This window comes from Agrobacterium sp. SORGH_AS_0440 (assembly GCF_031453135.1).
Lineage (GTDB): Bacteria > Pseudomonadota > Alphaproteobacteria > Rhizobiales > Rhizobiaceae > Agrobacterium > Agrobacterium pusense.
Map to the genome: position 1 here is coordinate 1,275,034 of NZ_JAVIYR010000001.1, position 23,102 is coordinate 1,298,135.

At 59.8% G+C, this 23,102-nt stretch carries 20 protein-coding genes and 1 pseudogene; 15 read left to right on the forward strand and 6 right to left on the reverse strand.

The features are described 5' to 3' along the window. Positions 1-22: 22 nt before the first annotated feature. Together QE453_RS05865 and QE453_RS05870 are read right to left on the reverse strand one after the other, a co-directional pair. Complete coding sequence (locus QE453_RS05865; protein ID WP_279873891.1) at positions 23-1,252, reverse strand: hypothetical protein; 1,230 nt, start codon at positions 1,250-1,252, stop codon at positions 23-25. An 82-nt stretch (positions 1,253-1,334) separates the two neighbouring features. Then, on the reverse strand, positions 1,335-1,961 hold the full coding sequence (locus tag QE453_RS05870) for a ribonuclease D (protein ID WP_006698074.1): 627 nt from the start codon (positions 1,959-1,961) through the stop codon (positions 1,335-1,337). A 175-nt stretch (positions 1,962-2,136) separates the two neighbouring features. On the opposite strand from QE453_RS05870, the gene QE453_RS05875 reads away from it, so the two are divergent. The 8 genes from QE453_RS05875 to QE453_RS05910 all read left to right on the forward strand — a co-directional run bounded on the left by QE453_RS05875 (position 2,137) and on the right by QE453_RS05910 (position 10,627). Next, complete coding sequence (locus QE453_RS05875) at positions 2,137-2,751, forward strand: nucleoside 2-deoxyribosyltransferase (RefSeq protein ID WP_022563461.1); 615 nt, start codon at positions 2,137-2,139, stop codon at positions 2,749-2,751. After that, a complete protein-coding gene (locus tag QE453_RS05880; protein WP_006698072.1) occupies positions 2,748-3,497 on the forward strand; it encodes an SDR family oxidoreductase in 750 nt (249 codons plus the stop codon). Before QE453_RS05875 ends, QE453_RS05880 begins: the two co-directional genes overlap by 4 nt. A 551-nt stretch (positions 3,498-4,048) precedes the next feature. Then, a complete protein-coding gene (locus QE453_RS05885; protein ID WP_112416480.1) occupies positions 4,049-5,236 on the forward strand; it encodes a Xaa-Pro peptidase family protein in 1,188 nt (395 codons plus the stop codon). A gap of 119 nt (positions 5,237-5,355) precedes the next feature. Continuing rightward, positions 5,356-6,960: an ABC transporter substrate-binding protein gene (locus tag QE453_RS05890; RefSeq protein WP_004437852.1), complete on the forward strand. Its 1,605-nt coding sequence runs from the start codon at positions 5,356-5,358 to the stop codon at positions 6,958-6,960. Positions 6,961-7,023: 63 nt separating this feature from the next. After that, entirely contained in the window at positions 7,024-8,031 is a 1,008-nt protein-coding gene (locus QE453_RS05895; RefSeq protein WP_004437854.1) for an ABC transporter permease subunit, read from the forward strand. Next, the gene (locus QE453_RS05900) at positions 8,028-8,942 is read left to right on the forward strand and encodes an ABC transporter permease subunit (protein ID WP_044459446.1); all 915 of its coding nucleotides are present in this window, start codon (positions 8,028-8,030) and stop codon (positions 8,940-8,942) included. The genes QE453_RS05895 and QE453_RS05900 overlap by 4 nt, the downstream gene beginning before the upstream one ends. Before the next feature lie 3 nt (positions 8,943-8,945). Beyond that, the gene (locus tag QE453_RS05905; protein ID WP_279873892.1) at positions 8,946-9,785 is read left to right on the forward strand and encodes an ABC transporter ATP-binding protein; all 840 of its coding nucleotides are present in this window, start codon (positions 8,946-8,948) and stop codon (positions 9,783-9,785) included. Beyond that, positions 9,782-10,627: an ATP-binding cassette domain-containing protein gene (locus QE453_RS05910; protein WP_004437861.1), complete on the forward strand. Its 846-nt coding sequence runs from the start codon at positions 9,782-9,784 to the stop codon at positions 10,625-10,627. The genes QE453_RS05905 and QE453_RS05910 overlap by 4 nt, the downstream gene beginning before the upstream one ends. A gap of 49 nt (positions 10,628-10,676) precedes the next feature. Here QE453_RS05910 and QE453_RS05915 read toward each other — a convergent pair whose 3' ends face one another. Together QE453_RS05915 and QE453_RS05920 are read right to left on the reverse strand one after the other, a co-directional pair. After that, positions 10,677-12,146, reverse strand: a complete 1,470-nt coding sequence (locus QE453_RS05915; protein WP_279873911.1) for a mannitol dehydrogenase family protein — start codon at positions 12,144-12,146, stop codon at positions 10,677-10,679. 104 nt (positions 12,147-12,250) lie between these two features. Next, positions 12,251-12,925: a GntR family transcriptional regulator gene (locus QE453_RS05920; RefSeq protein ID WP_135856771.1), complete on the reverse strand. Its 675-nt coding sequence runs from the start codon at positions 12,923-12,925 to the stop codon at positions 12,251-12,253. A 280-nt stretch (positions 12,926-13,205) separates the two neighbouring features. On the opposite strand from QE453_RS05920, the gene QE453_RS05925 reads away from it, so the two are divergent. Next, complete coding sequence (locus QE453_RS05925; protein ID WP_279873893.1) at positions 13,206-14,324, forward strand: mandelate racemase/muconate lactonizing enzyme family protein; 1,119 nt, start codon at positions 13,206-13,208, stop codon at positions 14,322-14,324. Positions 14,325-14,512: 188 nt separating this feature from the next. On the opposite strand, the gene QE453_RS05930 is transcribed toward QE453_RS05925, so the two are convergent. Both QE453_RS05930 and QE453_RS05935 read right to left on the reverse strand, forming a co-directional pair. Then, positions 14,513-15,535: an LLM class flavin-dependent oxidoreductase gene (locus tag QE453_RS05930; RefSeq protein WP_279873894.1), complete on the reverse strand. Its 1,023-nt coding sequence runs from the start codon at positions 15,533-15,535 to the stop codon at positions 14,513-14,515. A gap of 133 nt (positions 15,536-15,668) precedes the next feature. Next, positions 15,669-16,586 carry a LysR family transcriptional regulator gene (locus tag QE453_RS05935; protein ID WP_004437871.1) on the reverse strand — a complete coding sequence of 306 codons (918 nt, stop codon included), beginning with the start codon at positions 16,584-16,586 and terminating at the stop codon, positions 15,669-15,671. 212 nt (positions 16,587-16,798) lie between these two features. Here QE453_RS05935 and QE453_RS05940 point away from each other — a divergent pair, with 212 nt between their 5' ends. The 6 genes and pseudogenes from QE453_RS05940 to QE453_RS05965 all read left to right on the forward strand — a co-directional run bounded on the left by QE453_RS05940 (position 16,799) and on the right by QE453_RS05965 (position 23,094). Continuing rightward, complete coding sequence (locus QE453_RS05940) at positions 16,799-18,007, forward strand: ABC transporter substrate-binding protein (RefSeq protein ID WP_006698064.1); 1,209 nt, start codon at positions 16,799-16,801, stop codon at positions 18,005-18,007. Positions 18,008-18,036: 29 nt separating this feature from the next. Next, positions 18,037-18,822 (forward strand): ABC transporter ATP-binding protein, encoded by a 786-nt coding sequence (locus QE453_RS05945; protein WP_004437874.1) that lies wholly within the window; start codon positions 18,037-18,039, stop codon positions 18,820-18,822. Position 18,823: 1 nt separating this feature from the next. Continuing rightward, positions 18,824-19,526: pseudogene (locus tag QE453_RS05950) on the forward strand (ABC transporter ATP-binding protein). A gap of 2 nt (positions 19,527-19,528) precedes the next feature. Further along, a complete protein-coding gene (locus QE453_RS05955; RefSeq protein WP_279873895.1) occupies positions 19,529-20,416 on the forward strand; it encodes a branched-chain amino acid ABC transporter permease in 888 nt (295 codons plus the stop codon). A gap of 1 nt (position 20,417) precedes the next feature. Continuing rightward, positions 20,418-21,425, forward strand: a complete 1,008-nt coding sequence (locus QE453_RS05960; protein WP_006698062.1) for a branched-chain amino acid ABC transporter permease — start codon at positions 20,418-20,420, stop codon at positions 21,423-21,425. A 73-nt stretch (positions 21,426-21,498) separates the two neighbouring features. Beyond that, positions 21,499-23,094, forward strand: a complete 1,596-nt coding sequence (locus QE453_RS05965) for a GMC family oxidoreductase (RefSeq protein ID WP_279873896.1) — start codon at positions 21,499-21,501, stop codon at positions 23,092-23,094. Positions 23,095-23,102: the final 8 nt, after the last annotated feature.

Below are 23,102 nucleotides of genomic sequence, written 5' to 3' on the forward strand. Positions count from 1 at the left end.
ACGTGACAGTTCCAGACGGCAATCATGCCGCCTTTTTCTTCAGCAATGCATAAAGGCCGTTTTCATCGACCGAAATCGGCAAGATGTCGGTTCCGGCAGCTTCGACAGCGGCCTGTGCATCAAGCAGCTTTTCTGCCTCGTTTTCCGCATCGGCCGGCGTGGTGGCCGCATCCGCTCCCTCAGGCTCGTTATCGCCTTCAGCAGGTGGGGCCTCTTCCGCCGGCGTTGCCGCGAGCACGGAAATCAGGGCGATTTCCGATGACATGTCGGCGGGGCCCTGGCCGGCTGCGCCATCCGCCTTCTCATCGGCGGAGGCGTCAATGTGCTCCTTCACGACGTCCTGAAGTTCCTGCACGTCCTCAAGCTTGCCCTGTGCGTCACGGGTCTGGATATCTTCTTCCCGTTCGGCTGCCACTTCCGCATCGTTGATTTCGCCAATGCGCTTTTCGCCACGTTCGGCCTGCAATTCTTCCTTAGACTTCGGATCTGCCACGTCTTCCAGACGCTGGATGACCTTCAGGGTCTCCCTCGTCATGAAGAGAGTGCCTTGTGCCTTGTCATTGAGCGCATCTTTTACCGCTCGCGCCTGATCTCCGTAAGGATTGGCGATGGCGGCGATCATCGCGCTGGCTGAGATGCCGAGCTCCTTGAGACCGGTCGATTCCTCCAGTTCACTGACGTTCATGGGCAAGGTCGCCCGCGCGGCCATGATGGCCTCCGACATCTGCGCGCCAAAATCCTCCTCCGTTCCGGTGAGGCCGGCACGCTCGGCGATGCGGGCGGCAAGGGCCGCCATGGGATCGGTTTTGGCGTTGACGCCGTTGTTCAGTACATCGACGACCTGCAACTGCGAAACACCGAAGGAGGCGAGGGAAATTGTGGTGGCTTTTCCCTGCGCATCGGTTTTTTCGAAACCCTGGGTCAGGGTCAGCGCATCCTGAAGCCTTTGTGCGAAGGAAAAATTGGATTCATCCACGTCCTGCGTGATGCCGAGGGCGGCGGAAAAGCGGGAAACAAGCGAGGCGAAGGCATCCGGGTCCGGCTTCATGGCACCGAAGAGATAAGCGCTTATCTTCTCATTGGCGACGCGCTGGCTTTCATCCGGCTGCGGGTTCGTTCTGACCGCATCATCCTTCTTGGTGCCGTTGGCCTTTTCCTGCTCCTCGCGCTGGCGTTCCTCGATGGTTTCGACCATCGAGCGCATGAGGTCGCTCACTGCAATGCCCGCCGTCTGTTGTAGCGGAGTAATCATCTGGAAAGTCCCCGGCCGCCCAAAGTTACGGCCGAGAATAGGCAAGTCTGGTAAATCAGTGTTTAAACGAAGGCGAAAACGCTCAGCTATGGGCGAAAATGTCGGTTTCGTCCCAGCCGAGCAGGTCTAGCTTCGCACGGGTCGGTAAAAACGCGAAACAGGCATCGGCATGATCAAGGCGGCCGTCGCGGATGAGACGCGCCGTCAGCTTGTCGCGCAGCGCATGCAGATAAAGAACGTCGGAAGCGGCATATTCGAGCTGCGCCGGGGAAAGCGTTTGCGCTGCCCAGTCCGAAGATTGCTGCGCCTTGGAAATATCGACCTCCAGCATTTCCTTGAGGTTGTCCTTCAGCCCGTGCCGGTCCGTATAGGTGCGGGTCAGCCGTGAAGCGATCTTGGTGCAGAAGACAGGCGTGGTCGTCACACCGAACGTATGAAAAAGCACGGCGATATCGAAACGGCCATAGTGAAAGATCTTCTGGTGGGCGGGATCGGCAAGCATGCGCACGAGGTTCGGCGCTTCTTTCTGCCCAGCGGCGATGCGGATGATGTCTGCCGTGCCGTCGCCCGGCGAAAGCTGGACGACGCAGAGGCGGTCGCGACGCGGCACCAGCCCCAGCGTTTCCGTATCGATGGCGATGGCGCCGGTATAGCGCGCGGCATCTTCGGCGGAAATATCGCCTTCGTGATAACGGATGGGTGCTGCCATGTCCTGCTCCAGAAATTCCAGTCTACTGCTCCGGCTATAACGGAAAGACTAGCGGGACGATACCGTTTTATCGGTCGGTCCGCCGCGCCACGCCGCACGCCCTTGGCACTTGCCTTTGCGAAAGTCCCCGGGTTAGGGTCGGAAATCTTTTCCTGACAAATTGCATGAATTCCCAATGACAAAGAAAATCTATCTCGCCGGACCGGAAGTGTTCCTCCCGAATGCGCGCGAAATGCTCGACCTCAAGGCAGCACTGGCGCGGGAGGCCGGCTTCATCCCGCTTTCGCCGGGCGATCTGCAGATCCCGCCGGCGGATACCAGGATCGGTCATGGCTGCAACATCAATGAAGTCGACGAAGGGATGATGCTTGAAGCGGATGCCGTGATTGCCAATCTCACACCGTTTCGCGGCATCGCCGCCGACACGGGAACGAGCTACGAGCTGGGCTTCATGTGCGCGCTGGGCAAGCCGGTGTTCGCCTACACCAATGTCGCGGCCAATCACTTCAGCCGCATCAAGGCGCATTACGGCAATGTTGTCACCGTGGATGAAACGGGCCGGTATCGCGGACCGGACGGGTTGTCGATCGAGAATTTCGACATGGTCGACAATCTCATGCTGCACGGCGGGATTTTGCGGCGGGGCGGCAACGTTATTGTCGGCGACGTTTCCGATGAGGACTTGTATACGGATCTCGCCGCCTACCAGCGCTGCCTTGCAGCGGCGGCGGAAAAACTACTGACACCGATTGACCCTGAAAAAACGAATAGAGTGGAGGCATCATCATGAGCGGAACCATCCTCATCACCGGCGCGACGTCGGGCTTCGGACAGGCTACGGCCCGACGCTTCATCAGGGAAGGCTGGAAGGTCATCGGCACGGGCCGTCGGGCGGAACGACTGGAGGCACTGGCGGCCGAACTCGGATCGGCTTTCTACGGCGCCGCCTTCGACATCACCGATGAGGACGCGGCCGAAAAAGCGCTTGCCGCCTTGCCGGAGGGCTTCCGAGACATCGATGTCCTCGTCAACAATGCCGGTCTGGCACTGGGCACGGCCCCCGCGCCGCAGGTGCCGCTAAAGGACTGGCAGACCATGGTGAACACCAACATCACCGGTCTGCTGAACATCACCCACCATCTCCTGCCGACACTGATCGACCGTAAAGGTATCGTCGTCAACCTTTCGTCTGTTGCCGCGCATTATCCCTATACGGGCGGCAATGTATACGGCGGCACCAAAGCCTTCCTGCGGCAGTTTTCGCTCGGTCTGCGCTCGGATCTGCACGGCAAGGGCGTCAGGGTAACCTCGATCGAACCGGGCATGTGCGAAACGGAATTTACGCTGGTGCGCACCGGGGGCAATCAGGAAGCTTCGGACAATCTCTACAAGGGCGTCAATCCGATCACGGCCGATGATATCGCCAACACCATCTATTGGGTCGCCTCTCAGCCCAAACATATCAACATCAACAGTCTTGAGCTCATGCCAGTCAACCAGTCCTTCGCCGGTTTCCAGGTCTACCGGGAGAGCTGACCTCCCGCGGTAGGGTAGGTTGTGCCGAAAAACCGGGCAGTCATTCCGGAGCTATGCAGAAATGCAATGCTGCATTGCGAGACTTGCTCTGTTAAAAATCACAGATCCCGCTATATTCAAATCATCGAAGCGACGCACTCCTCCTCCCAGCGTCGCTCGATGTGGATCGGTGGTACTCCTCCTCCCAATCACCGATCAAGTTTGAAGCCTGCCGCACCTCCTCCCGCGGCAGGCTTTTTCCTTTTCTTGGCTCTTTTTTACGTGGTGGATTGGCGTCCGTTTCCCGGCTGCACGCGATGCGTGGACAAGGGGCTGGTTTCTCCCTTGGATTTCCGGGGGATTTTCGATTTCCGCGTCAAGGCAACGACTCCTGAAATCAGGCTCGCGTCGATCACGATTTCGTTATGTCTAGATAAATATGCACAGTTTTGTGGCGGTGCGTCCTCCCGCCCCATTGCTTAGCCTTCCCCCTGTGGTTAAGCATGGGCAAAAGAACGCTTGGGAGGTGCCGGCACGCCAGTGTCCGTGCGCCCGAGGGCGGCGGGGAGAGAATGGCAGACTTTCAAGAGGCGCTGAAGCAGTTTCAGCCGATCGCGGTTTCATCGATCGCTGAAGACGAGCTCAGGTTGCGGTTGCGTGGCCTGCAGGCGCGAATGACCCAGCAAAACATCAAGGCGGTCTGGCTCGACGCTTCGTCGTCGCTGACTTATTATACCGGTCTGTCGCTTGGCCTTTCCGAGCGTATTCACGGTGCTCTGGTGCCGGCCGAGGGCGAGCCGATCTATATAAGCCCGACCTTCGAGGAACCGAAACTCCAGACCCTGATCCGTATCCCCGGCGCAGTCGCCACCTGGGAAGAGGATGAAAGCCCGTTCGACCTGATGGCAAGGCGTATCGGTGCGCTGGCCTGTGCAGGTCACTTCGTCGCCATCGATCCGGCTACGCCCTTTGTTTTTGCATCCGCGCTCATGCAGCGTCTGGAAGGCCGCATCATTTCCGCTCAGCCGTTGATTGTCGCCCAGCGGCAGGTCAAGTCTGCAGCGGAGATCGCCCTCATTCAGACAGCGATGGACGCGAGCTATAATGTGCAGAAGGCGGTGTTCGAAGGCCTGCGTCCCGGCATCTCCACCACGGAAGTCGCGGATTTCGTTAATGCCGCCCATATTGCCCTTGGCATGAAGCCGCTTTTTGTGGCGGTGCAGTTCGGCGAGGCGACGGCCTATCCGCATGGCGTGCCCCATGCGCAGACGCTGAACCAGGGCGACATGGTACTGGTCGACCTCGGTGGTATTCTTCATGGCTATCGTTCCGATATCACCCGTACCTATGTCTTTGGCAAGCCAACGGAACGGCAGCGTTTTCTCTGGAATGCCGAACGTGACGCACAGGCCGCGGCCTTCGCTGCCGCCCGCGTTGGCGCCGCCTGTTTCGAGGTGGACAAGGCCGCCCGGGACAGTCTGAAGGCGGCCGGATTTGGTCCGGATTATCAGCTTCCCGGTCTGCCGCACCGTACGGGTCACGGGCTTGGGCTGGATATTCACGAAGAACCCTATATCGTTGCAGGAAATGCCACGGCGCTTGAGCCCGGCATGTGTTTTTCCATCGAGCCGATGCTGTGCGTTTATGGGGAATGCGGCGTTCGTCTCGAAGATATCGCTTACATGACGGAGGCAGGGCCGCGCTGGTTCTGCCCACCGGAAACGAACCTCGACCGGTTGTTTCAGCCGGTCGCCGGGTAATTGGTCGGGAGGCAAAGACCGAACGGCGAGACGGGCATCCCCGTGCCGCCGCTGACCAGAAGAGGTAGGCCCCTGGAGGGGGCCGCAGGAACTCAGAAAAAGAGGGAAAGGACCATCAGATGAAAATGCTGACCCGCAGTTTGCTTATCGCTTCTGCACTTGCGATGACTTCCGCCATGCCAGCCATGGCGAAGACCTTCGTTTACTGCTCCGAGGCATCGCCGGAAGGCTTTGATCCGTCGCCTTACACCGCAGGCGGCACCTTCGACGCTTCCGCGCATCCGGTCTACAACCGTCTGACGGAATTCAAGAAGGGCACGACAGAAGTAGAGCCGGGCCTTGCGGAAAAGTGGGACGTTTCCAAGGATGGTCTCGAGTACACTTTCCACCTGCGCAAGGGCGTCAAGTGGCACTCCAACGACAAGTTCACGCCGAGCCGCGAATTCAACGCTGACGACGTGATCTTCAGCTACAACCGCCAGGGCGACGCGAAGAACCCGTGGAACCAGTATATCGCAGGCATCACCTACGAATATTACAACTCCATGGAAATGCCGTCCCTGATCAAGGAAATCGTCAAGGTCGACGATTACACGGTCAAGTTCGTGCTGACCCGTCCAGAAGCGCCGTTCCTCGCCAACATCGCCATGCCTTTCGCATCCATCGTGTCGAAGGAATATGCCGATACGCTTGAGAAGGCCGGCACCAAGGAAGACTTCAACAACCTGCCGATCGGCACCGGTCCGTTCAAGTTCGTCGCCTATCAGAAGGACGCGGTCATCCGCTTCCAGAAGAACGCCGACTACTGGGGTGAAGCCCCGAAGATCGACGACCTGATCTTCGCGATCACGCCTGACGCCGCGGTTCGCCTGCAGAAGCTGAAGGCTGGCGAATGCCACCTGATGCCATACCCTGCTCCGGCTGATCTCGCGACCATCCGCGCCGACAAGAACCTCAAGCTCGATGAACAGCCGGGCCTGAACGTCGCTTACTTCGCCTACAACACGACCGTTGCACCTTTCGACAAGCCGGAAGTCCGCAAGGCGCTGAACATGGCGATGAACAAGCAGGCGATCATCGACGCCGTGTTCCAGGGTGCAGGCCAGGTTGCCAAGAACCCGATCCCGCCGACAATGTGGTCCTACAACGACAGCATCAAGGACGATGCTTACGATCCGGAAGCTGCCAAGAAGGCTCTCGAAGCCGCTGGCGTCAAGGATCTGTCGATGAAGATCTGGGCGATGCCGGTGCAGCGTCCTTACATGCCGAACGCCCGTCGTACCGCCGAGCTGATCCAGTCGGATTTTGCGAAGGTCGGCGTCAAGGCCGAGATCGTCTCCTTTGAGTGGGGTGAATATCTCAAGAAGTCCACCGAAACAAAGCGCGACGGCGCCGTCATCCTCGGCTGGACCGGCGACAACGGTGACCCGGACAACTTCCTTAGCGTTCTCCTGTCCTGCGCCGCAACCGGTGAAGGCGGTGCGAACCGTGCACAGTGGTGCAACAAGGAGTTCTCGGACCTCTTGGCCAAGGCAAAGCAGACCACCGACGTTGCCGAGCGCACCAAGCTTTATGAGCAGGCACAGGTGATCTTCAAGGAACAGGCTCCGTGGGCGACGCTTGCGCACTCCACGCAGTTCGTTCCCATGTCCGCCAAGGTTTCCGGCTTCACCATGAGCCCGCTTGGCGACTTCACCTTCGAAAACGTCGACATCGCGGAGTAATCCCCGAACAACCGGACGCGCGGAAGAACCCTGTTCTTCCGCGCGTCTTTTCAGGAAAAAGCCATGATCCGGTTCATTCTCGGCAAACTTCTCTATCTCGTTCCGACCTTCCTCGGGATCACCATCGTTGCCTTCGCCTTCGTGCGCGTCCTGCCGGGCGATCCCGTGCTGCTGATGGCGGGCGAGCGTGGCATTTCGCCCGAACGGCATGCGCAGCTTGCCGAACAGCTCGGCTTTGCCCAGCCCGTGTGGCAGCAATATCTTCATTTCCTGGGACGGCTGCTTCAGGGCGATCTCGGTAATTCGCTGGTCACCAAGAAGCCGGTTCTCACCGAGTTCCTGTCGCTCTTTCCCGCGACGGTCGAGCTTGGTCTCGTCGCCATCATCATCGCAACGCTCATCGGCGTGCCGGTCGGTGTCATCGCCGCCATCAGACGTGGTTCCTGGTTCGACCAGATTTCCATGACGACGGCTCTGGTCGGTTTTTCCATGCCGATCTTCTGGTGGGGGCTGCTGCTCATCATCATGTTCTCCGGTATCCTGCAATGGACACCGGTTTCGGGCCGCATCTCGCTGATGTATTTCTTCCCCTCCGTCACCGGTTTCATGCTGATCGACAGCCTGATTTCGGGACAGAAGGGCGCCTTCGCCTCGGCCTTTTCGCATCTCATCCTGCCCTCGGTGGTGCTTGCCACCATTCCGCTTGCCGTCATTGCGCGCCAGACGCGCTCGGCCATGCTGGAGGTTCTCGGCGAGGATTATGTGCGCACGGCCCGCGCCAAGGGCATGTCGCCTTCCCGTGTCGTCGGCATTCATGCGCTGCGCAACGCCATGATCCCCGTCATCACCACCATCGGTCTGCAGATCGGCGTGCTGATGGCTGGCGCCATCCTGACCGAAACCATCTTTTCCTGGCCGGGTATCGGCAAGTGGATGATTGATTCCATCTCGCGCCGCGACTATCCGGTCGTGCAGAGCGGCCTGCTGTTGATCGCGGGTCTGGTGATGATCGTCAACCTGCTCGTCGACCTCACCTACGGCCTCATCAATCCAAGGATCCGTCACAAATGAGCGATGTGACCACAGCTCCGGTCGTCAGGCTTTCTGACGCCGCCATCCGCCGCCGGATGATCGCCGATTTCTGGTTCTATTTCCGTCAGAACCGTGGTGCCGTCATCGGCCTTGCCGTGTTTATTCTCCTCGTGCTGGTCGCGGTTTTTGCGCCGCTGATCGCACCGCATGATCCAACCCAGCAATATCGCGATGCGCTGCTGGTGCCGCCGGTCTGGCAGGAAGGCGGCCGTGCCGGCTTCTTCTTCGGCACCGACGCCGTCGGGCGTGACATGTTGTCCCGTCTGATATACGGCGCGCAATATTCGCTGTTCATCGGCATCGTTGTCGTTTCCATCGCGCTCGTTGGCGGCATTGTCATCGGTCTCATCGCAGGCTTCTTCGGCGGCTGGGTCGATACCGTCATCATGCGTGTGATGGACGTCATCCTGGCGTTCCCATCGCTGCTTCTGGCGCTGGTGCTGGTCGCGATCCTTGGGCCGGGGCTCACCAACGCGATGATCGCCATTGCCATCGTCTATCAGCCGCATTTTGCGCGTCTGACGCGTGCGGCGGTGATGAGCGAGCTTCGGCGTGAATATGTCACGGCCGCGCGCGTGGCCGGTGCCGGCAATCTCCGGCTGATGTTCAAGACCATCCTGCCGAACTGCCTTGCGCCACTGATCGTACAGGCAACGCTTTCGTTCTCGTCCGCCGTTCTCGATGCGGCCGCACTCGGCTTCCTCGGCATGGGCGCTCAGCCGCCTGCCTCCGAATGGGGCACGATGCTGGCGGAAGCGCGTGAGTTCATTCTGCGCGCCTGGTGGGTTGTTACTCTTCCCGGCCTGACGATCCTGATCTCGGTGCTTGCCATCAACCTGATGGGTGACGGGCTGCGTGATGCGCTCGATCCCAAACTGAAGCGGAGCTGAGATATGAGCCTGCTGAAAATCAAGAACCTGACGGTGAAATTCGCCACCGCCACCGGTGCCTTCACCGCCGTCGACGGCATTGATGTGTCCGTGGACAAACACGAAGTGCTGGCCATCGTCGGTGAATCCGGTTCGGGCAAATCGGTATCGATGCTCGCCGTCATGGGCCTGCTGCCGGATACGGCGACGATTACTGCCGATGAGATGGTCTTTGACGGCATCAATCTGCTGGCCATGTCGCCGCAGGAGCGCCGCAAGCTGATCGGCCGTGAGATCACCATGATCTTCCAGGAGCCGGTCGCCTCGCTTAATCCGTCCTTCACGGTCGGTTTCCAGATCGAGGAAGTGCTTCGCCTCAATCTCGGCATGAGTGGCGCTGCCGCACGCGCCCGCGCGCTGGAGCTATTCCGTGCTGTCGGTATTCCCGATCCGGAATCCAAGCTCAAGGCCTATCCGCACCAGATGTCGGGCGGGCAGTGCCAGCGCGTGATGATCGCCATTGCGATTGCCTCCAAGCCGCGTCTCCTGATCGCCGACGAGCCGACGACTGCGCTCGACGTGACGATACAGAAGCAGATTCTCGACCTGCTGATGAAGCTGCAGGAAGAATATGGCATGGCGCTGATCCTCATCACCCACGATATGGGCGTGGTTGCCGAGACCGCCGATCGTGTCGTCGTGCAATATAAGGGCCGCAAGATGGAGGAGGCGGATGTGCTGCGCCTCTTCGAAGCCCCGCAGCATCCCTACACCAAGGCATTGCTTTCGGCCCTGCCGGAGAATGCCACCGGCGACCGTCTGCCCACAGTCTCCGATTTCTTCGGCAAGGAGGGCGTTCGATGAGTATCGTGGTTGAAGGCAAGGGCATTACCCGCGACTATCACGTTCCCGGCGGCCTGTTCGGCGGTGCGAGGATGGTGCAGGCCCTGAAGGGCATCGATTTCGCCGTCGAGCGCGGCAAGACGCTCGCTATTGTCGGTGAATCCGGCTCGGGCAAGTCGACGCTGGCTCGCATCATTGCCCTCATCGATCCGGCTTCCGGCGGTGAATTGAAGATCGATGGCCAGCCGGTCGATATCGCCAGGCGCCGTCCCGGCACGGAAATGCGCTCCAAGGTGCAGATGGTGTTCCAGAACCCCTATGGCAGCCTCAATCCGCGCCAGAAGGTTGGTGACGTGCTGATGGAACCACTCATCATCAACACGAAGATTCCTGCTTCCGAGCGCCGCGAGCGGGCTGAAGCCATGCTCGTCAAGGTCGGCCTTGGTCCTGAGCATTTCAACCGTTATCCGCACATGTTCTCCGGCGGCCAGCGCCAGCGCATCGCCATTGCGCGTGCACTGATGCTGAACCCGGCGCTGCTGGTGCTGGACGAGCCGGTCTCGGCACTCGATCTTTCGGTGCAGGCACAGGTCTTGAACCTGCTGCGCGATCTGCAGGAGGAATTCGAACTGACCTATGTCTTCGTCAGCCACGATCTTTCCGTGGTGCGTTACATTGCTGATGACGTGATGGTCATCTCCAAGGGCGAGGCGGTGGAGCAGGGCACGCGCGAGGAACTTTTCGCCGATCCGAAGCACCCCTATACCCGTCAGCTCTTCGCCGCGACCCCGATCACGGACGTCGATGCCATTCGCGCCCGCGTGGAGCGCCGCAAGGCGGCGAGACAGGCGGCGACAGCCTGACGGTTGACGAAAGGTTGGGAGCAGGCCGGATTTCCGGCCTGTTCTTTTTTCAGGACTTCAGGAATCGCCCAATTGCCGCCAGGGCGCCCTGCTCGCGAATGTTGCGATAGGCGGCTTTCAGGGCTAGGACAAAGGTTTCGTTGGCGGGCAGGTCGCTGCCAAAGGTGCGTTCGAAAGCGAGGAAGCGGTCGACCACCGCATCCGGAGCCATCGCCAGTTGATCCGGCGCATCCCACTCCCTGAAGGCGGGGTCGAGAATGGTGATCGGCTGCCCCTTTTCATCTTCCTCTGCGCAGGACCTGATCCACAGCGCGACGGCAAAAATGACCGCTCCGCACTCAGCCTTTTCCGCCAGCAGTTCTCGTAGTGGTGAAAGTATCCGCAGCGGCACTTTCTGCGACGCATCGGAGGCGATCTGCATGGTCTTGTGCTGCAATGAGGGATTGGCGAAACGCTGCCGCAGGCCGGCTGCGAATTCAGAACCATTGACGGCAGGATCCAGCGTCCGTCCGACCTCACGCCAATAGACGTCGATGAAGTCGCGCACGGTCTTTTCAGCCCAGGCATCGGCCACCGTCGCAAGGCCGGCAATCTGGCCGATGGCCGCGATGGCGCTGTGGGAGCCGTTCAGCATCCTCAGCTTCATATGCTCGTAAGGTTCGACATCATCGACGAATTCCACGCCTGATTTCTCAAGCGCCGGCCTGCCATGGGGAAAACGGTCTTCGATGACGAAACGGAAATAAGGTTCCGCGACGACCGGCCATGCATCGCTGAGGCCGAGTGTGGCCGAAATCGCATCCCGGTCCGCATCCGTGGTGGCGGGAACGATACGGTCCACCATCGAGCAGGGGCAGGCAATATTGGCTTCGATGAAGGAGGCCAGTTCCTGATCCGCAAGGCTCGCGAATTCCAGCAGCAGCTTTCGCAGCATGTGGCCGTTGGCGGGCAGGTTGTCGCAGGACAGCAGCGTCAGCGGCAGGGAGCCTTCGGCACGTCTGCGCCGGGTCGCTGCAAGGATGAAGCCGAAGATCGAGCGCGGCCGCTCCGGGTTTTCGAGATCGTGGACGATATCGGGATGGTCGCGCAGCAGGCTGCGGGAGGCGAGATTGGTCAGGTAACCCTTCTCCGTCACGGTAAGGGCCGCGATGAGAACGCGGGGGTCGGCCATCCGCTCCACCAGTCGCTCCGGGTTTTCCCGGGCGACGACGGTTTCAAGAATCGAGCCGACGATGCGCAGGCGCTCGCTTTGGCCATCGCGAAGGCAGAAGGTGTAGAGATTATCCTGCGGTTCGATGGCGTCGCGGGTGTCCGGGCTGCGCAGCGATGCGGCGACGATGCCCCATCCTGTTTCGCCGCGATTGAGGCAATCGTCGATGAAAACCGCCTGATGCGCCCGGTGAAAGGCGCCGACGCCGAGATGCACGATGCCGGGCGTGATTTTCATGCGCTCATAGGCAGGGGTCGTGACCGTGTGCGGCAGGCGGGGCAGGGTTCTAGCGGAAAGCCGGTCCATCATCAGCACAAAATCCCCCTGTGGAATGAGATGGTCTCGGCTCGCGCTGATGGAATTGCGACCCCGGGGTTTTCGTGCATGCAGTCCTCCACTTGTTTTTTAAATGATCAGGCGCCGGCCTCTTTGAGCAATCGGACCTGACGCAGCGTGTTCTGGCGGCTGCGCTCCAGGTGCCGCCACAGCGCATCGATGATCTGGGCCTTGCTGCCAGCGGCAATGGCATCGGCAATATTCTGGTGCTCCTCGACCGAGCGGGCGTAATCACCGAGGATCGAGACGAAGACCGTGTGGGTCTGGTCTAGGATGCGCTCATGCGAACCGGAAATGACCGGAATGCGCGCCGCTGCGACCAGGGTCGCGTGGAAACTGCGGTCGTAAAAAAGCGCTTTCGACAATTCATCCAGCGTCGAGCCTTTGGCGAAGGCGCGGTGTTTGCCAAGGCTTTCCAGCAGTGCCGCGTGCAGCGTTTCGTCCAGCTGCCCGGCATCGAAGGCCACTTCCACCGCACCTTTTTCAAGCAGCATCCTGGCCGCGTATAGTTCCTCCACATCCTCGAACGTGAAGTCGCGCACCACCATTCCGCGCCGGGACGAACTGACCACCAGCCCATCCGCCTCGAGTTTCAGGCAGGCTTCCTTGACCGGCGTCGGGCTGATGCCGAGATCGGCGGCAAGTTCATTTGGCAGCAGACGTTCGCCGCCGCGCAATTTGCCGCTGACGATGCGTGCGCGCAGTTCCCGGTGCGCCTGTTCGGCGAGCGTGACTTTGACGAGTGTGTTCATGCCCACATCATCGCCCAGCTTTGTGAAGCAGGCAATGATCGAATATTAAAAATAAAAAATTTTTTATTTTACAAAATCCGTTTTTCCGTTAGCTCTATCTGCCATCGGAAGCCGGCTGCCGGAGGAGGGCGGTCCGGCAATCCCCTGACGGTTTGACTCCTGCAACCATTGGACGCGGGAGATGACGCGATTTCACCCGCCCAGTCGGCAAAGCGTGTCTCAGAAAGGGACTTCCGCCTTTCCTCCCCAGAAGCGTTCAAGCATCGAGGAATGACCGATCATGAAAATTACCGCCGTCGAACCCTTCATCCTGCACCTGCCGCTGACATCGGACTCCATTTCCGATTCCACCCACAGCATCACCCATTGGGGTGTTGTCGGCGCAAAGGTCACCACCTGTGACGGCCTCGAGGGCTATGGTTTCACCGGCACCCATGCGCATCTGGCGTCGGACAGGCTGATCACATCCTGCATCAGCGATTGTTACGCGCCCTTGCTCGTCGGCGAGGATGCGTCGGAGCATTCACGGCTTTGGATGAAGCTCGCTCGTTATCCCTCACTCCAATGGGTCGGCAGGGCTGGCATCACCCATCTGGCGTTAGCTGCGATCGATGTGGCTCTCTGGGACCTGAAAGCGAAAAAGGCAGGCGTGCCGCTGTGGCACTATCTCGGCGGCGCACGCACGGCGGCAGTGGAAGCTTATAATACCGATATCGGCTGGCTTTCCTTCTCGTTGGACGATTTGCTTGCAGGCAGCTCAAGGGCGGTGGAGGAAGACGGTTTCACCCGGCTGAAAATCAAGGTCGGGCATGACGACCCGAATATCGATATCGCCCGGCTTGCTGCCGTCCGCAAACGCGTCGGCTCATCCATCCGCATCGCCATCGATGGCAACGGCAAATGGGATTTGCCCACATGCCAGCGCTTCTGTGCGGCAGCGAGGGATCTGGACATCTACTGGTTCGAGGAGCCGCTGTGGTATGACGATGTGACGAGCCATGCCCGGCTGGCGCGCAATACCACTATCCCGATTGCGCTAGGCGAGCAGCTCTATACGGTGGATGCGTTCCGTTCCTTCATCGATGCCGGCGCCGTCGCTTACGTCCAGCCGGATGTAACACGGCTTGGCGGCGTCACCGAATATATCCAGGTTGCCGATCTGGCACTCGCCCATCGCCTGCCTGTCGTGCCGCATGCCGGCGAGATGAGCCAGGTGCATGTGCATCTGAGCTACTGGCATCCGGCGTCGACCATTCTCGAATATATTCCGTGGATCAAGGATCATTTCGAAGAACCGATCCAGGTGCGGGATGGTGTCTACAAACGGCCTGAGCAGCCGGGTGCGAGCACCACGCCGCTGGCGGAGAGCTTCGCGCGTTACGGCAGGGCGCTGAACTAGAGCAGCGGTATACAGCCCGGATTTTAACGGAGGGAAAGCACGTCCTCCGTCATGCCGGACTAGATCCGGCATCCAGCCACGGCGCGTCTGCGCCGTAAAAAGACTCTTTCGCGATCAAAGACTTGATCGCGCTGGACCCCGGATCAAGTCCGGGGTGAGGGCGTGTGGATGATACGATTTTTCCAGATTTAGCGCCAGCCAAGTGCCGGCGCTATCTGCTTCAGGATGGTCTCGATCACATGGGCGTTATAATCGACGCCCAACTGGTTCGGCACGGTCAGCAGCAGCGTGTCAGCTTCGGCGATGGCTTCGTCGGCCTTCAGCTGTTCGATCAGCTCTTCCGGTTCGGCGGCATAGCTGCGTCCGAAGATCGCACGCGTCTTATCGTCGATATAGCCGATCTTGTCGTCGCCTTCGTTACCGTAACCGAAATAGGCGCGGTCGCGATCATTGACGAGGGCGAAGATGCTGCGGCTGACGGAGACGCGTGGCTCACGCGCATGTTCGGCCTCCTTCCAGGCTTCCCGGAAGGTGCGGATCTGCTGCGCCTGCTGGACGTGGAAAGGCTCACCGGTTTCGTCCGTCTTCAGCGTGGAGCTTTGCAGGTTCATGCCAAGCTTTGCCGCCCACACTGCCGTTGCATTGGAGCTCGAGCCCCACCAGATGCGCTCGCGCAAGCCTTCGGAATGCGGCTCCAGCCGCAGAAGACCCGGCGGGTTGGGGAACATCGGCCGCGGGTTCGGCTCGGCAAAGCCTTCGCCCTTCAAAAGCTCGAGGAAAACCTCGGTGTGCTGCCGCGCCATATCTTCTTCGCTCTGGCCCTCGGCCGGGCGATAACCGAAATAACGCCAGCCATCAATGACCTGCTCCGGCGAGCCCCGGCTGATGCCGAGCTGCAGGCGTCCACCGGCGATGAGGTCAGCCGAACCGGCGTCCTCCACCATGTAGAACGGGTTTTCGTAACGCATATCGATGACGCCGGTGCCGATCTCGATCTTTTTCGTGCGGGCGCCGACGGCGGCCAGAAGCGGGAAGGGCGAGGCCAGCTGACGGGCGAAATGGTGCACACGGAAATAGGCGCCGTCAGCCCCCAGTTCTTCTGCGGCCACGGCGAGGTCTATCGACTGCAGCAGCGTATCGGCCGCCGAGCGGGTCTGCGACTGGGGGGAGGGCGTCCAGTGGCCGAAGGATAGGAATCCGATCTTTTTCATAATGACCTTCCAGATTTGGAGGATGTCCGCTAGTGCAGCGACATCGTTGTTGTCCCTCATATAAGTAACGGCGCAGATCCTCCAACCTGCGAGATGAAGACAGGGTGTCGCCGAAATGTGAACGACCGCGACTTCAGACCATAATGCCGCGCTTGAGAATAAAGAGCTTTTCGTGGGCGCGCGCGGTGGTGAGGATGAAATCCATCAAGGAGCGCACCCGCGGCACATTGGCAAAGTCCTGATGGCTGGTGAGCCAGTAACCTCGCCGCAGCTCGACCTCACCCGGAAGCACCATCTGCAAATCCGGAAAGCGCGCGGCGATGAAATTCGGCAGGATGCAAAGCCCTCGGCCACCAAGCGTGGCGGTCAGTTGCGCAAAAATGCTCGAAGACTGGAAATTTGGCCGCAGGCCCGGAAGCACATCGCGCATGTAATCGAGGCCGGGTGAAAAGATCAGATCCTGCACGTAGCCGATGAAGAAGTGGTCGAGCAGGTCTTCCCGCTTCGTGATTTTCGGCTGTCCGGCGAGATAGGACCGTGAGGCGTAAATATGCAGAGTGTAATCGATGATCTGTTCATTGATATAGGGACCGGCCTTCGGCGGATCGAGCGTGACAGCCACATCCGCCTCCTTTCGGGAAAGCGCCATGATCTGCTGGATCGTCACCATTTCCACCATGATATGGGGATGGGTGGCGGCGAAGTCCTTCAGCCTCTCGACGAAGAAAAAATTGGAAAAACCTTCAGGAGCGCTCAGGCGCACAACGCCGCGCAGGAGGCTGCCGCTTTCGGAAATATCCGATTGCAGCCGTTCAGCCTCTGCCTCTATCCGCTCGACGGTATCGACCAGTCGCCGCCCCACCGTCGTCAGCTCATACCCGCGCGGGTTCCGCTCGAAGAGCTTGGTTTTAAGCGAAAATTCCAGCCGGTCGATATGGCGGGAGACGGTGGCGTGGCTGGTGCGCAGGCTTCTGGCGGCGGATGAGAGCTGTCCGGTGCGGGCCACGGCCAGGAAATATTGCAGGTCGTCCCAGGTGAAAGGGGTGGCCATAATTGTCTCCCATCAAGAGTTCTGTTCAAAAATGAACAGTTCCTGTTCGCAATTTGATGATGACACGCTCTTGTGTCAACGGCCGAATTCGAGAAGTCTACGCTCAGGATGCGCCGCTTTGAGGAGGGCGGTGCGGCCATTCATGTGCAAGGTTTCGGTTCACCGCTGCACAGACAATCTGAGGCTCGCAATCATCTCTGGGAGGAGAAGTCATGCGCAAGAGTATCGTTTTATCCACGGCCATGGCACTGGCCGCTGGCACCGCCGCTTATGCTGCCGAGATTTCGGATGGCAAGGTGAAGATCGGCATCCTGAACGACCAGTCTGGCGTTTACGCCAATTTCGGCGGCAAATACTCCTATGAAGCCGCGAAGATGGCGGTTGAGGATTTTGGCGGCAAGGTGCTCGGTGCGCCGGTGGAAGTGGTGACCGCCGACCATCAGAACAAGGCGGATGTTGCCTCCAACATTGCCCGGCAGTGGTACGACACCGAACAGGTCGATTCCATCATGGAACTGACCTCGTCATCGGTGGGCCTTGCCGTGCAGGCACTTTCGAAGGACAAGAAGAAGATCACCGTCAACACCGGTGCTGCCACCACCGAGCTGACCGGCAAGCAGTGCAGCCCCTATGGTTTTCATTGGGCCTATGACACCTATTCGCTGGCTGTCGGCACCGGTGGCGCACTCGTCAAACAGGGCGGCGACAGCTGGTTCTTCCTGACAGCCGACTATGCCTTCGGTTATTCGCTGGAAGAAAATACGTCCAATTTCGTCAAGGCCAATGGCGGCAAGGTGCTGGGCTCCGTGCGCCATCCGCTCGCAACCACCGACTATTCGTCCTTCCTGCTGCAGGCGCAGTCTTCGGGCGCTAAGGTTATCGGTCTTGCCAATGCCGGTCTCGACACCTCCAACGCCATCAAGCAGGCTGCGGAATTCGGTATCGTTGCAGGTGGCCAGCGCCTTGCAGCGCTTCTCTTCACGCTTGCAGAAGTCCATGGCCTCGGCCTTGAGGCAGCTCAAGGGTTGACACTGACGGAAGGTTTTTATTGGGACCGCGACGATGAATCGCGCAAGTTTGGTGAGCGCTTCAAGGAACGAACCGGCGCCATGCCGAACATGGTTCACACCGGCACCTATTCCGCTGTCTTGCATTATCTGAAGGCGATCGAGAAGGCCGGCACCGACGATGCAGACGCCGTCGCCAAGGCCATGAAGGAAATGCCTGTCAACGACGTCTTCGCCAAGGATGGCCATGTGGCCGCCAATGGTCGGATGATCCACGACATGTACCTCATGGAAGTGAAGAAGCCTGACGAAAGCAAGCAGCCCTGGGATTATTACAAGGTTCTCGCCACCATCCCCGGCAAGGAAGCCTTCATGGACCCCGCAAAGAGCGGTTGCCCGCTGGTGACGCAATAAAAGACTGACGCAATAAAGGGGAAAGTTTCATGACGATCGCTCCCGCCCCCGCCGGGCAGGCAGAACCTCGCGTCGTTCTTTCGGCGCGTGGTCTCACCAAGACCTTCGGCGCATTCGCAGCCGTGAAAAACGTCGATCTCGACGTGCATCACGCCCGCGTCCATGCGCTGATCGGCCCAAACGGCGCCGGCAAGACAACGGTTTTCAACCTGTTGACCAAGTTTCTCCAGCCGACAGGCGGGGCGATCACCTTCATGGGAACGGATATAACAAAGACGCCACCGGACAAGGTGGCGCGTCTCGGCCTCGTCAGATCTTTCCAGATATCGGCGGTGTTTCCGCATCTGACGGTTCTGGAAAACGTGCGGGTGGCGTTGCAGCGGCCCAACAGCCTTGCAACGCAGTTCTGGCTGCCGCTCTCTTCTTTGGACAGGCTGAATGCCCGCGCCGAAGAGCTGATCTCCATGGTGGGCCTCACGCGGGAAAAACACGCGCTTGCGGCCGATCTGTCTTACGGCCGCAAGCGGGTTCTCGAAATCGCGACTACGCTGGCGCTTGATCCCAAAGTTCTGCTGCTGGACGAGCCGATGGCGGGCATGGGTGGAGAAGATGTCTCGCATGTGGCCGAGCTTATTCGTGAGGTGGCAAAGACCCGCGCGGTGCTGATGGTCGAACATAATCTGAAGGTCGTGGCCGACATCTGCCATCACGTTACTGTTCTGCAGCGTGGAGAAATTCTGGCTGAGGGCGATTATGCCACGGTTTCTGCCGATCCGCGCGTGCGCACGGCCTATATGGGCACGGAGGAGGCTTGATATGGCGGCGATGCTCGAAGTCTCCAACCTGAAATCCTGGTATGGCGAAAGCCAGGCGTTGCACGGCGTCGATCTGACGGTCGGCGAGGGCGAAACCATCACCATTCTCGGCCGCAATGGCGTGGGCAAGACCACGACGTTGCGAACCATCATGGGCATCATCCGCAAACCGCAAGGGCGTCATCAAGCTCGGCGGCAAGGATCTTATGCCGGTGCCGCTGCATCGTACGGCGAAATACGGCCTCGGTTTCGTGCCGGAGGAGCGCGGCATCTTCGCGACCCTGAGTGTTGAGGAAAACCTGAAGCTGCCGCCCGTCGTCGCGTCCGGCGGCATGACGCTCGATGAAATCTACGAGCTGTTTCCCAATCTTTACGAACGCCGCACCAGCCCCGGCACGAAGCTCTCCGGTGGCGAGCAGCAGATGCTGGCCATGGCGCGCATCCTGCGCACCGGCGTCAAGGTGCTGCTGCTGGATGAGCCGACCGAAGGGCTTGCCCCCGTCATCGTACAGCGCATTGGAGAGGTTTTGCAGAAGCTGAAGAGCCGCGGCATGACCGTGGTTCTGGTGGAGCAGAATTTCCGGTTTGCGAGCCGTATCGCCGATCGCTTCTACCTCATGGACCACGGCCAGATGGTCGGCGATTTTCCGGTGGGGGAGCTTTCCGCCCGCATGGGGGAGCTTAACAAGGTGCTGGGGGTTTAACCATGACGATGATCTTCGGCGTTCCAATTCAGGCGCTCCTCGGGCAATTGCTGGTCGGCCTTATCAACGGCTCATTCTATGCGCTGCTGTCACTTGGGCTTGCTGTCATCTTCGGGCTTCTGCGCGTCATCAATTTTGCCCATGGCGCGCAATATATGCTCGGCGCTTTCGTCGCCTTTCTCGGCCTGCAATATTTCGGCATCAATTTCTGGGTGGCGCTCATCGTCACGCCGCTCGTCGTCGCGCTGTTCGGGGCGATCATCGAACGTTTCCTTCTGTCGCGGCTTTATGATCTCGATCCACTCTATGGTCTGCTCTTCACCTTCGGCCTGGCGCTGGTGGTGGAAGGCACGTTCCGGTGGCTTTACGGCGCGGCGGGCCAACCCTATTCGGTGCCGCGCGAACTCGCAGGCGGCACCAATCTCGGCTTCATGTTCCTGCCGAACTACCGCGCCTTCGTCGTCTTGATCTCGCTGATCGTGTGCATCGCCACCTGGGCCTTGATCGAAAAGACGCGTCTCGGCTCCTATCTGCGCGCCGCGACGGAAAACCCGACCCTTGTGCAGGCTTTCGGCATCAATGTGCCTGTTCTGTTGACGCTCACCTACGCGCTCGGCGCCGGCCTTGCGGGTTTCACCGGCGTTCTCGCCGCCCCCATCTATCAGGTCTCGCCGCTGATGGGCACAAACCTCATCATCGTCGTCTTTGCGGTGGTGGTTGTCGGCGGCATGGGCTCGATCATGGGCGCCATCGTCACCGGCTACATGCTCGGTATCGCCGAGGGCCTCACCAAGGTGTTCTACCCTGAGGCCTCCAATATCGTCATTTTCGTCATCATGGCCTTTGTGCTGCTCATCCGCCCCGCCGGACTTTTCGGAAAGGACGCCTGATATGTCCAAAGCCACCCATAGCCCGACAGCCGGCGCAATGCCGCGGACGGAAGTATCGACGACGGCAGCAACCATCAAGACGGTGCTCATTCTGGCCGGGCTTGCCATTCTCATCGCCGCGCCGATGTTCGTTTATCCGATCTTCCTGATGAAGCTTCTCTGCTTTGCGCTCTTTGCCTGCGCCTTCAATCTGCTGATCGGTTATACCGGGCTGCTTTCCTTCGGCCATGCGGCATTCTTTGGCGGCGCCGCCTATTTCACCGCCTATTCCGTGAAGGAATGGGGTGTCACACCGGAAATTGGTCTGGTCATCGGCATGGCCGGTGCCGCTCTCCTCGGCCTTGTCATCGGCTTTTTCGCCATTCGCCGACAGGGCATCTATTTCGCCATGATCACACTCGCCTTGTCGCAGATGTTCTATTTCTTCTGCCTGCAAGCGCCGTTCACTCATGGAGAGGACGGCCTGCAGGGCGTGCCGCGCGGCCATCTCTTCGGTATTCTCGATCTCAATGGTCCGCTCAATATCTATTACACGGTGCTTGCCGCCTTCGTGTTGGCGCTGCTGGTCATCTGGCGTTTCGTCAATTCGCCGTTCGGCATGATCCTGAAGTCGATCCGTGAAAACGAGCAACGCGCCATTTCGCTCGGTTATAGCGTGCAGCGCTACAAGCTCGGCGCCTTCGTCATGTCGGCGGCGCTCGCTGGGCTTGCTGGCGGGCTGAAGGCGCTGGTGTTCCAATTCGCGACGCTGACCGACGTGACATGGCAGATGTCCGGTGAAGTGATCCTGATGACGCTGCTCGGCGGCATCGGCACCATGATCGGCCCGATTTTCGGCGCGGGCCTTGTCGTGACCCTGCAGAACTATCTCGCGACCTCGGACTTCCCGGTCACCATCATCACCGGCCTCGTCTTCATGGCCTGCGTTCTGGTGTTCCGTCGCGGTCTGATCGGTGAATTTTATGCTTCCCGGCTGGGGCGGAAACTCGGTTTTCAGCACCGCAGCTAGCCAATTTTGAAAACACCTGAAAAGCCTCCCCGCGTTCGGGACGACGCGGCAAGGATGGCGTGTGGAGAAGAGAATGGGCGAATATGACTATATCGTCATCGGAGCGGGGAGCGCCGGATGCGTTCTCGCCAACCGCCTTTCGAAAGACCCGAACAACCGCGTGCTGCTTCTGGAAGCGGGCGGCAACGACAACTACCACTGGATCCATATTCCGGTCGGTTATCTCTATTGCATCAACAATCCACGCACGGACTGGTGTTTCAAGACGGCGGAAGAGCCTGGCCTGAATGGACGCGCGCTGATCTATCCGCGCGGCAAGGTGCTGGGCGGCTGCTCCTCCATCAACGGCATGATCTACATGCGCGGGCAGGCGCGGGACTATGACGTCTGGCGGCAGCTTGGCTGCGAAGGCTGGGGCTGGAACGACATCCTGCCCTATTTCCTGAAGTCTGAAGATTTTTATCGCGGCAAGAGTGACCTGCATTCCAGCGGGGGCGAGTGGCGTGTGGAAAAGGCCCGCGTGCGCTGGGATGTGCTTGATGCCTTCCAGAAGGCGGCAGGAGAAGCGGGTATTCCCGCGACTGACGATTTCAACCGCGGAGACAATGAAGGGGCCGGTTATTTCGATGTCAACCAGCGGGCGGGCTGGCGCTGGAACACGGCGAAAGCATTCCTGAAACCGGTGCTTGGCCGCAAGAACCTCACCGTTTTGACCAAGGCCCATGTCAAACGGCTCATCATCGAAGAAGACCGGGTGACGGGTGTCGAATTCCATCATGACGGCGTCCTGAAAAAAATGCGGGCGCGGCGCGAAACCGTGCTGTCCGCCGGCGCAATCGGCTCGCCGCATGTTCTGGAGCTTTCCGGGGTCGGCCGTGGGGATGTGTTGCAGGCTGCCGGTATCGATACGGTGGCGGAGGTCCAGGGTGTGGGCGAGAACCTGCAGGACCATCTGCAGCTGCGCATGGTCTACAAGGTCTCCGGTGTTCTGACGCTCAATGAGCGGGCCTCGACGCTCTTCGGCAAGGCGCGGATCGGCCTGGAATATGCGCTGACGCGCTCCGGGCCGATGTCCATGGCGCCGAGCCAGCTCGGTGTCTTCACCCGCTCTTCGCCGGAAAAGGAAACCGCTGATCTGGAATATCATGTGCAGCCGGTTTCGCTCGACAAGTTCGGGGATCCGGTTCACACTTTTCCCGCCATAACGGCAAGCGTCTGCAATCTGCGGCCGGAAAGCCGTGGCTCAGTGCATGTGAAAGGACCGGATTTCGCCATGCAACCGGAAATCCGCCCGAACTATCTTTCCACCGAAGGCGACCGGAAGGTGGCCATAGATGCCATGCGGCTGACGCGCCGCATCGTCGCCCAGCCGGCCTTTTCCCGCTTCAGGCCGGAGGAATACCGGCCCGGCCCCGCCTTCGAAAACGACAATGATCTTGCCAAGGCGGCAGGTGATATCGGCACCACCATCTTCCACCCTGTCGGCACGCTGCGCATGGGGTCGGATATGGAAAGTGTCGTTGATGCGCGCCTGAAGTTCCGCCGGCTCGCCGGGCTGCGCGTCGCCGATGCCTCGGTGATGCCGCGCATTACATCCGGAAATACCAATTCGCCGACGATCATGATTGCCGAAAAGGCCGCCGACATGATCCTTGCGGATAATCGCTGAAAGGAACC

Excerpts from the sequence above, each read along its gene's own strand:
- QE453_RS05865 (WP_279873891.1), bottom strand. The coding sequence starts at position 1,252 with ATGATTACTCCGCTACAACAGACGGCGGGCATTGCAGTGAGCGACCTC.
- QE453_RS05870 (WP_006698074.1), bottom strand. The coding sequence starts at position 1,961 with ATGGCAGCACCCATCCGTTATCACGAAGGCGATATTTCCGCCGAAGAT.
- QE453_RS05875 (WP_022563461.1), top strand. The coding sequence starts at position 2,137 with ATGACAAAGAAAATCTATCTCGCCGGACCGGAAGTGTTCCTCCCGAAT.
- QE453_RS05880 (WP_006698072.1), top strand. The coding sequence starts at position 2,748 with ATGAGCGGAACCATCCTCATCACCGGCGCGACGTCGGGCTTCGGACAG.
- QE453_RS05885 (WP_112416480.1), top strand. The coding sequence starts at position 4,049 with ATGGCAGACTTTCAAGAGGCGCTGAAGCAGTTTCAGCCGATCGCGGTT.
- QE453_RS05890 (WP_004437852.1), top strand. The coding sequence starts at position 5,356 with ATGAAAATGCTGACCCGCAGTTTGCTTATCGCTTCTGCACTTGCGATG.
- QE453_RS05895 (WP_004437854.1), top strand. The coding sequence starts at position 7,024 with ATGATCCGGTTCATTCTCGGCAAACTTCTCTATCTCGTTCCGACCTTC.
- QE453_RS05900 (WP_044459446.1), top strand. The coding sequence starts at position 8,028 with ATGAGCGATGTGACCACAGCTCCGGTCGTCAGGCTTTCTGACGCCGCC.
- QE453_RS05905 (WP_279873892.1), top strand. The coding sequence starts at position 8,946 with ATGAGCCTGCTGAAAATCAAGAACCTGACGGTGAAATTCGCCACCGCC.
- QE453_RS05910 (WP_004437861.1), top strand. The coding sequence starts at position 9,782 with ATGAGTATCGTGGTTGAAGGCAAGGGCATTACCCGCGACTATCACGTT.
- QE453_RS05915 (WP_279873911.1), bottom strand. The coding sequence starts at position 12,146 with ATGATGGACCGGCTTTCCGCTAGAACCCTGCCCCGCCTGCCGCACACG.
- QE453_RS05920 (WP_135856771.1), bottom strand. The coding sequence starts at position 12,925 with ATGAACACACTCGTCAAAGTCACGCTCGCCGAACAGGCGCACCGGGAA.
- QE453_RS05925 (WP_279873893.1), top strand. The coding sequence starts at position 13,206 with ATGAAAATTACCGCCGTCGAACCCTTCATCCTGCACCTGCCGCTGACA.
- QE453_RS05930 (WP_279873894.1), bottom strand. The coding sequence starts at position 15,535 with ATGAAAAAGATCGGATTCCTATCCTTCGGCCACTGGACGCCCTCCCCC.
- QE453_RS05935 (WP_004437871.1), bottom strand. The coding sequence starts at position 16,586 with ATGGCCACCCCTTTCACCTGGGACGACCTGCAATATTTCCTGGCCGTG.
- QE453_RS05940 (WP_006698064.1), top strand. The coding sequence starts at position 16,799 with ATGCGCAAGAGTATCGTTTTATCCACGGCCATGGCACTGGCCGCTGGC.
- QE453_RS05945 (WP_004437874.1), top strand. The coding sequence starts at position 18,037 with ATGACGATCGCTCCCGCCCCCGCCGGGCAGGCAGAACCTCGCGTCGTT.
- QE453_RS05955 (WP_279873895.1), top strand. The coding sequence starts at position 19,529 with ATGACGATGATCTTCGGCGTTCCAATTCAGGCGCTCCTCGGGCAATTG.
- QE453_RS05960 (WP_006698062.1), top strand. The coding sequence starts at position 20,418 with ATGTCCAAAGCCACCCATAGCCCGACAGCCGGCGCAATGCCGCGGACG.
- QE453_RS05965 (WP_279873896.1), top strand. The coding sequence starts at position 21,499 with ATGGGCGAATATGACTATATCGTCATCGGAGCGGGGAGCGCCGGATGC.